Below are 10,000 nucleotides of genomic sequence, written 5' to 3' on the forward strand. Positions count from 1 at the left end.
CGTCTAAAAGTATACCCAGCAAAAATAAGAAGTCAAAACATTTAGACGTCTGTACTATTAAATCTTGCGCAGAGTTTGTACTCGGGAGTATAAAGAAGTAAAATTTCGTCCAATTACGTGCAGAGCGTAGCAAAGGTCAGCAGACCATATAACTAAATTCAATCAAGGTATCCCTATGGCAAAGTGGAATGGTGAGTATGTTCACCCTTATGCGGAACACGGAAAGAAGTCCGAACAGGTGAAAAAGATTACAGTCTCTATCCCGTTGAACGTATTGAAAGTGTTAACAGATGAAAGAACCCGCCGCCAGGTCAACAACCTGCGTCATGCCACCAACAGCGAATTGTTATGTGAAGCGTTTTTGCATGCCTTCACTGGTCAGCCTTTGCCTGCAGATGAAGATTTACGCAAAGACAACCCACATCAAATCCCAGTGGAAGTGCGCAACATATTAACCAGTATGGGTAAGCCAATTCCTGAGATCCAGGAAGCTGATTCAGACGAAGAGTAATTAAAAATGGGGTCAGATCACATTATTTGCTGAGCAAATAATGTGATCTGACCCCATTTTTATATTTAGAGCATATAGTTTTCAGGCATTGGTAAACGCGCCACTCCTGATGCCACGGCGGCTTCAGCTACAGCGCGGGCAACACGGGATAATAAACGTGGGTCCATTGGTTTTGGAATAATATACTGTGCACCAAACTCCAGCCTATCCACTTGAGCCGCTGTTAATACAGCCGTCGGTACAGCTTCTTTGGCAATAGCACGAATCGCATGCACTGCTGCCAGTTTCATTTCATCGTTAATGACCTTGGCACGTACGTCCAAAGCACCACGGAAAATAAAAGGGAAACACAGCACATTGTTGACCTGGTTCGGGTAATCCGAACGTCCTGTCGCCATAATTAAATCGCTACGCTGGGCATGAGCCAGTTCAGGTTTAATTTCCGGATCCGGATTTGAGCAGGCAAAAATCACCGGCTTCTCTGCCATCAGTTTTAAGGCTTCGGCTGGCAGGGCATCAGGTCCAGATACACCCACAAATACATCAGCGCCCTCCATTGCATCTTCCAGCGTGCGTTTGTCGGTATTGTTGGCAAACAGCTCTTTGTATTTATTCAAGTCGTTACGACGAGTGTGGATCACGCCTTTAGTGTCGAGCATATAAATATGTTCACGCTTAGCACCACATTTGATCAGCAGCTCCATACAGGCAATAGCTGCTGCACCTGCACCTAAACAAACAATCACTACTTTGCTGATCTCTTTGCCCTGAATTTCCAGCGCATTCAGCAAACCTGCCGCTGTCACTATGGCTGTGCCGTGCTGATCGTCATGAAACACCGGAATGTTACAGCGTTTAATCAGCTCTTTTTCAATTTCAAAACACTCAGGAGATTTAATATCTTCGAGGTTAATACCGCCAAAGGTGTCGGCGATGTTGGCCACAGTATCGATAAACTCTTCCGTAGTGCGGTGAGTTACTTCGATATCAATAGAATCAAGGCCGGCAAAACGCTTAAACAACAAAGCTTTACCTTCCATCACAGGCTTCGACGCCATAGGTCCTAAGTTGCCTAAACCCAAAATAGCTGTACCATTGCTAATCACGGCCACCAGGTTGCCTTTGCCGGTATATTTGTAGACGTCATCAATATTATTAGCAATTTCACGCACAGGCTCAGCCACACCAGGGCTATAAGCCAAAGCGAGATCTTTGACAGTTTCAGCAGGTTTGCTGATTTCAATACTGATTTTTCCGGGTTTAGGCTCGGCGTGATACTTCAGCGCCTGTTCTCGAAAGTCTGACATAGGTAAAAGGTTCCATCAGTAGGTATGCCCTGTGGGCTATTATGTTTTACCCTTGGTATTTGAAGCTACGACTTCGTTAACAATGAGCTCTCCCCTCAGTCAGATAGCCAGACTGTGCTTGTGGGATCTAACGCTCTCGTCGCCTGCCTGCAACTCCAATGACCTTGGGTATGCGTGCTGTGAGTTGCGATACAACCCAAAAGCTGGCTCATTCTAAAGAGCAATCTTGCCCTTTAGAATCGCTAAAATTCAGATCGTACCAGTCATCATCTCCAGATCCGCAGAAGCTGCCCCAGGGTTTTCACTGTTTCTCCAGACTTTTTGTAGGGTAAGCCTGTACCTTTCAGACTGCTGAAAACTTCAACAGTGCCGCTCTGCCTCTTTGTTATAACAAGTTTTATCGAGAGCGCCAAGGACTAAAACCCAACTGATCTGACCAGATAAAGACCAATTGCACAGGAATGCAATTTAACCCCATCTTTAACCGGATAATAGTGTAGGAAAACTGATTAGCTATGCAGAAAACATTAAATTAAAAACAAAAAACAATGAAAAATCAAACAGATAGAAGCACCCATGAATAAATAATAAGCAAACAGGCTATGCACTAATAATTTTTCGGACTGCAAAAAGTAAAGGCCGGAAACCGGCCTTTTAACAGAGATATGAACCAATCACAACGAAGGAGTATTCTCGCCTTCTTTTTCAATCACTTCAGGTAACAAATCTTCGCGGCTTGCACCCAATAACACCGCAATGGAGCTTGCTACGTAAATAGATGAATAAGTACCTATCGCGATACCAAACAGCAAAGCTGCAGCAAAGCCGTGTAACAAAGGGCCACCTAAATAAAACAGTGCCACCAATGACAAGGCTGTAGTGCCAGACGTTATGGTAGTTCGACTTAAAGTCGAAGTAATAGCATCGTTGACAGTTTCTTCTACGCTAGCTTCGCGCAATTTCCGGAACATTTCACGGATCCGGTCAAACACTACGATAGTGTCGTTGATGGAATAACCAATCAACGCCAGTAAAGCTGCCAGAACTGTTAAGTCTACTTCCATACCTGTCACAGAAAACATGCCTAAGGTGACTATGACGTCATGGATCAAAGCGACCACTGAACCTACTGAATACCGCCATTCAAAGCGGAAAGCCACGTACATCATGATACCGATAAAAGATGCCAGCAAAGCCAGCATACCATCTTCTTTCAGCTCATCACCTACGGCTGCACCAACCACTTCAACCCGACGCTTGGTCACCTCACCTTTTTCAACTTTTTGAATAGAGCTGATAATTTGCTCGCCAATTACGGCTTGATCTACATCGGCGCGAGGCGCGATTCGGATCATGACTTCAGTTGAAGTACCAAAATATTGAACTACCGCATCAGAAAATCCGTCAGCAGCCAAAGCAGTACGAATTTTAGGCAAGTCAGCTTGTTGTTCAAAACCAGCTTCGACTACGATACCACCGGTGAAGTCCAGGCCAAAGTTAATGCCTTTAGTGAAAATGCTGAACAACGAACCCAGCACCAGCAGTAAAGAAAATATGATGGCTGGCGATTTGAAACGCATAAAATTCAGCGGTTCTTTAAAATGAAGAAGTCTCATCATAATTCCTTATATAGGTAATTTATCTACTTTACGGCCACCCCAGATCAGATTGACAAACAATCTGGATACAGTCACAGCAGTAAAGATGGAAGTGATAATACCTATAGCTAAAGTCACAGCAAAACCTTTGACCGGGCCTGAACCTAAACCAAACAGAATGATGGCCACTAAGAAGGTGGTGATGTTGGAGTCGGTGATAGTAGCAAAAGCTTTGTTATAGCCTTCGTGGATAGCTTGTTGTACTGAACGTCCATTCTCAATTTCTTCGCGAATACGTTCATTGATCAATACGTTAGCATCAACGGCCATACCTATGGTCAGTAGAATACCGGCCATACCGGGTAAAGTCAGAGTAGCGCCAGGCACCATAGACAATACGCCGATCAGCAAGACTACGTTGCTGGCCAAAGCCAGATTGGCAACCATACCTACGCCTTTGTAGTAAATCGCCATAAAGATCACTGTCAGCAACATACCCACCATAATAGCGTTGGTACCCAGCTCAATGTTCTCCTGCCCCAGACTTGGACCTATGGTGCGTTCTTCTACAATCTGAATAGGGGCAATCAAAGCACCGGCGCGTAATAACAGTGCCAGGTTTTGTGCTTCAGCCGGGCTGTCCACGCCTGTGATTCGGAAGCTGCGACCTAAGCGTGCCTGAATAGTGGCCACGTTAATCACTTCTTCTTTTTTCTCAAGGATAGTGCGGCCTTGCGCATCCTTTTTATCCGTAGGTTTGTATTCAATGAATACGGTCGCCATTGACTTACCAATAGCTTCTTTCGTGGCTTGCGAGAAAGTATTACCGCCTTTGGCATCCAGGTCGATATTCACCTGAGGACGGCTGTATTCGTCGAAGCTGCTGTTGGCGCCAATAATATGGTTACCTGTCAGCATCACGCGTTTTTGCAACAATACCGGACGTCCCTGACGGTCGTTATACAGCTGAGCATTAGGCGGAACACGACCATCAATAGCACTTTGTAAATCACCGGCTTCATCCACCATACGGAATTCAAGAGTGGCTGTGGCACCTAAAATTTCTTTGGCGCGGGCTGTATCCTGTACACCTGGTAGCTGCACTACAATACGTTCAGCGCCCTGACGCTGCACCAGAGGTTCAGCCACACCAATAGCATTGACACGATTACGGATAATAGTGATGTTTTGCGCTACAGCGTCTTCGCGTAAAGCTTTTACTTTGACGTCACTAAAACCAGCCACTAAAGTCAGCTCGTCAGTTTCGGTGAAAGTCATGTCACGATCTTTAGCACTTAACAAAGTTTTAGCGGCAGCTAAATCTTCCGCTGTGCGGAAACTCAGGTTGACCTTTAAATTTGGCACATCAGCAGTTACAGCACGGTAACGGACTTTAGCTTCGCGCAAATCAGTACGGTACAGCAGCACTAAATCGTTGACGTTTTTTTCCATCGCGGTTTTCATGTCCACTTCCATCAGGAAATGCACACCACCACGTAAGTCCAGACCCAACTTCATTGGAGCTGCGCCTATAGCATCCAGCCAGGCTGGAGTCGCAGGAGCCAGATTTAATGCGGTCACAAAGTTGTCACCCAAAGTTTCATTGGCAACTTCACGGGCTTTTAACTGATCTTCAGTGTTTAAAAAACGCACCAGCACCTGGCCTTTTTCTAATACAGCTGACTTAGGTGTTAAACCTTGTTCTGTAAAAGCTTTTTGCAGTTGATCCACAGTTTGCTGTGTGACGTCAGCTCCCCGGGTCGCGTTGATTTGTAAAGACGGATCGTTGGGGTACAGATTCGGCAGGGCGTACAGCATGCTGACGCCCAAAACGATAATCACCAATAAGTACCGCCAGATGGAATTCTGGTTTAACACATTAAAATCCTTTTACAGTGATTTCATCGTGCCTTTCGGCAGTACGGCAGCGATAGCAGATTTTTGCACTGTCACTTCAGTAGTATCGTTTAAGGCGATAGCAACAAAATCTTTATCTTCTGCAATTTTTGCGATTCGGCCTACTAAGCCACCTTGGGTTAACACTTCATCACCTTTGCCTAAAGCGGCCATCAGATTCTTGTGCTCTTTGACTCTTTTTGCTTGTGGACGGTAGATCAGAAAGTAAAATATCAGACCAAAAGCCACCAGCATGATCAACAAGTCCCAACCACCGCCTGCAGGAGCTGCAGCTGGAGCGTTAGCGTATGCATTGGATATAAATAAACTCATTACATGTCCCCTAAAATTAAAAATGAAAGTTTAAAAAACGAAATCTTATTGTTCTAACAGACTGGCTTCCAACTGTGGTACATCCATACCACGTTTCCGGTAAAACTCAGCCACAAATTCTTCCAGCTTTTGCTCGGCTATGGCCGCACGCAAGCCCTGCATTAACTTCTGATAATGATGCAGATTATGAATGGTGTTCAAACGCGCACCCAAAATCTCATTACATCGGTCTAAGTGGTGTAGATATGACCGAGAATAATTTTTACAAGTGTAGCAATCACATTCTGCGTCTAAAGTTGAAGTGTCATCTTTATGTTTGGCATTGCGGATCTTGATCACACCTGTACTGACAAACAAATGACCGTTGCGGGCATTTCGGGTTGGCATCACGCAGTCGAACATATCTATACCGCGGCGCACCGCTTCGACTATATCTTCCGGTTTACCCACACCCATTAAATAACGTGGCTTATGCTGTGGCATCTGACCTGTGGTGTGATTAAGGATTTTAATCATATCCTCTTTCGGCTCACCGACAGATAAACCGCCAATGGCATAGCCGTCAAAACCAATCTCTTCCAAACCCTGTAACGACACGTCACGCAAGTTCGGATACATACCGCCCTGAATAATACCAAACAACGCCGACGGATTATCGCCGTGCGCGTCTTTACTGCGTTTTGCCCAGCGCAGTGACATTTCCATCGACTTTTTCGCTTGCTGTTCTGTCGCAGGGTATGGCGTACATTCGTCAAAAATCATCACTATGTCTGAACCTAAATCACGTTGCACCTGCATAGAACGCTCAGGAGTTAACATAATTTTCTCACCATTCAGTGGCGAGCGGAAAGTGACACCTTCCTCTTTGATTTTTCGCAGTTCACCTAAACTGAACACCTGAAAACCACCAGAGTCCGTCAGAATAGGTTTTTGCCAGTGCATAAAATCATGCAAATCACCATGTTTTTTGATGATTTCAGTGCCTGGGCGCAGCATTAAATGGAAGGTATTGCCTAAACAGATTTGTGCACCTGTAGCTTCCAGTTCTTCAGGCGTCATACCTTTGACCGTGCCATAAGTACCCACAGGCATAAATGCAGGAGTTTCGACTATGCCGCGCTCGAATACAAGACGGCCACGACGGGCTTTGCCGTCGGTTTTTAATAATTCAAATTTCACGTTTGACCTCAGTATCTGCCAGAAAAACAGTCCGGCTTTTTTCGCGCCCGATTGTAGCAGAAGCAAAGGCTAAACCCCACCCTAACCTTTGTACTTGGCACTGCAGCTTTGTTGACTTCGCTCCTCGCCCCAGTCACATAGTAATCTATGCTCCTGGGGTCTCGCTCACTTGTCGCCGCGCATCAACACCAATTACTTTGGTTATCAATCCTGACCTATAAAATAAGCATCGCGTCGCCATAAGAGTAGAAACGATACTCCTGTTCTATAGCGGTTTGATAAGCCTGCATCACATAGTCTTTTTGGCTAAAGGCGCTAACCAGCATAATGAGAGTAGATTCAGGCAAATGGAAGTTGGTGATTAAGCCATCTATCACCTGGAACTGATAGCCAGGGTAAATAAAAATTTTGGTATCACCGCTGTATGGCTGTAACTTTTTGTTTTGCTGCAACGCAATCTGAGCCGCGGATTCCAACGAACGCACTGAAGTCGTACCTACTGCAATGACTCTGTTACCGCGGGCTTTACAGGCAGCAATAGCATCAACTACAGCCTGATCCACTTCAATGTATTCAGCATGCATTTGGTGGTCGAGCACATTATCGACCCGCACTGGTTGAAAAGTACCGGCACCTACATGCAAAGTAACAAAAGCAAACTCAATGCCTTTGGCTTTAAGCGCCGCCAACAAAGGTTCGTCAAAATGTAAGCCTGCCGTAGGTGCTGCGACAGCGCCTGGCTTCTGGTTATAGACAGTCTGATAACGTTGTTTATCTTCATCGCTGTCAGGCCTGTCTATGTAAGGAGGCAGCGGCATATGACCTAACCTTTCCAGCATATTCAGTAGAGGCTCCTCACCCAACAACTCCAGCTCAAACAACGTATCCTGACGTTGTAGCATTTGCAGTCTGGTGTCGTCATCCAGCAGAATAATGCTGCCTGGCTTAGGGGCTTTACTGGCACGAACATGCGCCAGAAAACGCCTGTTATCCAGTATCCTTTCTACCAGTATTTCTACCTTACCACCTGACTCTTTCTGACCAAATAATCGGGCAGGTATCACGCGGGTGTTGTTGAACACCAGCAGGTCACCAGCTTGTAATTCGTTGAGCACATCAGTAAACACCAGATGAGACAATTCACCGGTCTGACGCTGCATTTTCAACAACCTGCTGCTGGAACGTTGTGCTTTAGGAAAACGTGCGATCAGCTGCTCAGGCAGCTCAAAAGAGAAGTCTTTTACTTGCATAGAATATAAGTCCGCTTTACCGACAAACTATAAATAGCCAAACTTGAGTTCAGCAGTGCCACCATCAGCTATATCATTCGCCCTTGAAGTTGTCGCTATGTTGACTGTGCTATCTCTTCTCAGTCACATAGCTTTACCATGCACCTGGGGTCTCACTGGCTTGTCGCCTCGCCGAAATTTCAAGTCATTTGGCTATATAGCTATGGCGCGCGCAGTGTAGCTGAAAATAGCGCGTTAATCAGCGCATTTTTGCTGTAAAACTTCAGTGATCAATTGCGCCATCTGACGATAGCTACGCAGTTTACTGGACGTAGGCCGCCATGCCACGCCAATATCGCGATAAGCCTGACCAGAACCAGGTTTTTGCGCTATTAATTCAGTACCCCGCAACAAACCACTGTTGATCGCCATCTGAGGCATAAAAGTCACACCAAGTTTGTTGTTCACCATCTGGCTTAAGGTGTGCAAACTAGTAGCGAAAAAAGGATTAACCTTACGGTTATCATCCAGCTCACAGGCCTTTACTGCGTGACCCGTCATACAGTGTTCGCGCTCCAGCAGAAAGATACTCTCATCCGGCCATTGGCTGATGTCTTGCTGAAAGCCCCTGTCCAGCCAGTCTTTATGCAGCACCAGTTTAAAGGGGTCCTGTGCCAGCACTTCTGTATGTAATGTGCCCGTATCGTACGGCAGAGCCAGCAGCACTAAATCTAAACGCCCCTCAATTAGTGACTGTAATGAGTTTTCAGTGGTGTCTTCACGCAATAATAACTGCAATTCAGGGAAACGTTCGCGGGCTAAAGCCATCACTTCACTCAGTACAAAAGGCGCTATGGTTGGGATACAGCCTAAGCGCAAAGGACCAGCCATAGGTTTGCCCTGACACTTGGCAAATTCGGTCAGCTCTTCACATTGCTCCACTATATAACGCGCCTGCCGCACTACATCTTCACCCAGTGGGGTAAAAATAAAAGTCTTGTGATCACGCTCTAATAATTGCGCGTTCATGGTTTCTTCTAAGTTGGCAATGGCTGCACTTAAGGTGGACTGTCCTATGTAACAAGCCTCAGCAGCACGACCGAAATGCTGATGCTCATGCAGGGCCAACAGATACTGCAACTGTTTAATACTGGGGACACGCTTCATCTTTTATTCCGATGATTAAACTTGGTTAACACCAATTTAATCGAATAAAACCAAAAAGCAAAGCCACAACACCAGATCTTGTGACAAAAGACAGTGTTTAAAATCAGAGCATAGTGACTATGGTACGACAGGGCCAGGCCGGATAAAGCATTGCCAGTAGTTTGGCAATGCCCGGAGAGCGCCAGTGACTCTTTCCTCTGGCCGGAAGACGCCATGGATGGATGCTATCATCGCAACAATGTTCCCGGCAGTTGCGACATACCGCAGTTTCCCGGACATAAAAAAATCCCGGCTCCAAGCCGGGATTCCTTATCAAACAAGGTCGAACATCAGGCGCCAAACAAAGCCTTAATAATATAGAAAAATACGATAGCTAAGGCTGCACCTACAGGTAAAGTAACTACCCATGAAATAAAGATATTCCGGATAACACCCAGGTTCAGTGCTGCTATACCACGGGCCATACCTACACCTAAAACTGCCCCCACTAAGGTTTGGGTGGTAGAAATAGGCAAGCCTATCCCAGAGGCAATGACTACTGTACTGGCCGCAGCAATTTCAGCAGCAAAACCACGGCTTGGCGTCAGGTGAGTAATATTTTCCCCTATGGTACGAATCACTTTGGCACCTAAGGTTGCCAAACCTATCACTATACCTACGGCACCCAAAGGTAAAATCCACCAGTCTAAGGCCACCTTATCCAGAATTTGGCCGCCAGACTGAATAATACCAACCACAGCAGCCAGAGGCCCTATAGCGTTAGCTACGTCGTTTGAACCG

At 45.9% G+C, this 10,000-nt stretch carries 9 protein-coding genes; 1 reads left to right on the top strand and 8 read right to left on the bottom strand.

Features of this window, described 5'->3' with window-relative positions:
* Window positions 1–175 precede the first annotated feature (175 nt).
* On the top strand, window positions 176–511 hold the full coding sequence (metJ, locus tag LDL40_RS03715) for a met regulon transcriptional regulator MetJ (RefSeq protein WP_300993769.1): 336 nt from the start codon (window positions 176–178) through the stop codon (window positions 509–511).
* Window positions 512–576: 65 nt separating this feature from the next.
* Here the strand turns inward: metJ and LDL40_RS03720 are convergent, their stop codons facing one another.
* The 8 genes from LDL40_RS03720 to LDL40_RS03755 form a co-directional block, all read right to left on the bottom strand.
* On the bottom strand, window positions 577–1,818 hold the full coding sequence (locus LDL40_RS03720) for a malic enzyme-like NAD(P)-binding protein (protein WP_300993770.1): 1,242 nt from the start codon (window positions 1,816–1,818) through the stop codon (window positions 577–579).
* Window positions 1,819–2,492: 674 nt separating this feature from the next.
* Complete coding sequence (gene secF / locus LDL40_RS03725) at window positions 2,493–3,434, bottom strand: protein translocase subunit SecF (protein ID WP_300993771.1); 942 nt, start codon at window positions 3,432–3,434, stop codon at window positions 2,493–2,495.
* Window positions 3,435–3,443: 9 nt separating this feature from the next.
* Window positions 3,444–5,294 (bottom strand): protein translocase subunit SecD, encoded by a 1,851-nt coding sequence (gene secD / locus LDL40_RS03730; protein ID WP_300993772.1) that lies wholly within the window; start codon window positions 5,292–5,294, stop codon window positions 3,444–3,446.
* 12 nt (window positions 5,295–5,306) lie between these two features.
* Window positions 5,307–5,645 (bottom strand): preprotein translocase subunit YajC, encoded by a 339-nt coding sequence (gene yajC / locus LDL40_RS03735; RefSeq protein ID WP_300993773.1) that lies wholly within the window; start codon window positions 5,643–5,645, stop codon window positions 5,307–5,309.
* 45 nt (window positions 5,646–5,690) lie between these two features.
* Complete coding sequence (tgt, locus tag LDL40_RS03740; RefSeq protein WP_300993774.1) at window positions 5,691–6,824, bottom strand: tRNA guanosine(34) transglycosylase Tgt; 1,134 nt, start codon at window positions 6,822–6,824, stop codon at window positions 5,691–5,693.
* 215 nt (window positions 6,825–7,039) lie between these two features.
* Window positions 7,040–8,074, bottom strand: coding sequence for a tRNA preQ1(34) S-adenosylmethionine ribosyltransferase-isomerase QueA (queA, locus tag LDL40_RS03745; protein WP_300993775.1), 1,035 nt, complete (start codon window positions 8,072–8,074; stop codon window positions 7,040–7,042).
* A gap of 234 nt (window positions 8,075–8,308) precedes the next feature.
* A complete protein-coding gene (locus LDL40_RS03750; protein ID WP_300993777.1) occupies window positions 8,309–9,220 on the bottom strand; it encodes a hydrogen peroxide-inducible genes activator in 912 nt (303 codons plus the stop codon).
* Between the two features lie 329 nt (window positions 9,221–9,549).
* Window positions 9,550–10,000, bottom strand: a 451-nt coding sequence (locus LDL40_RS03755; RefSeq protein ID WP_300993778.1) for an inorganic phosphate transporter, incomplete at its 5' end; no start/stop codon positions are given.

This window comes from Rheinheimera sp. (assembly GCF_020217005.1).
GTDB lineage: Bacteria > Pseudomonadota > Gammaproteobacteria > Enterobacterales > Alteromonadaceae > Pararheinheimera.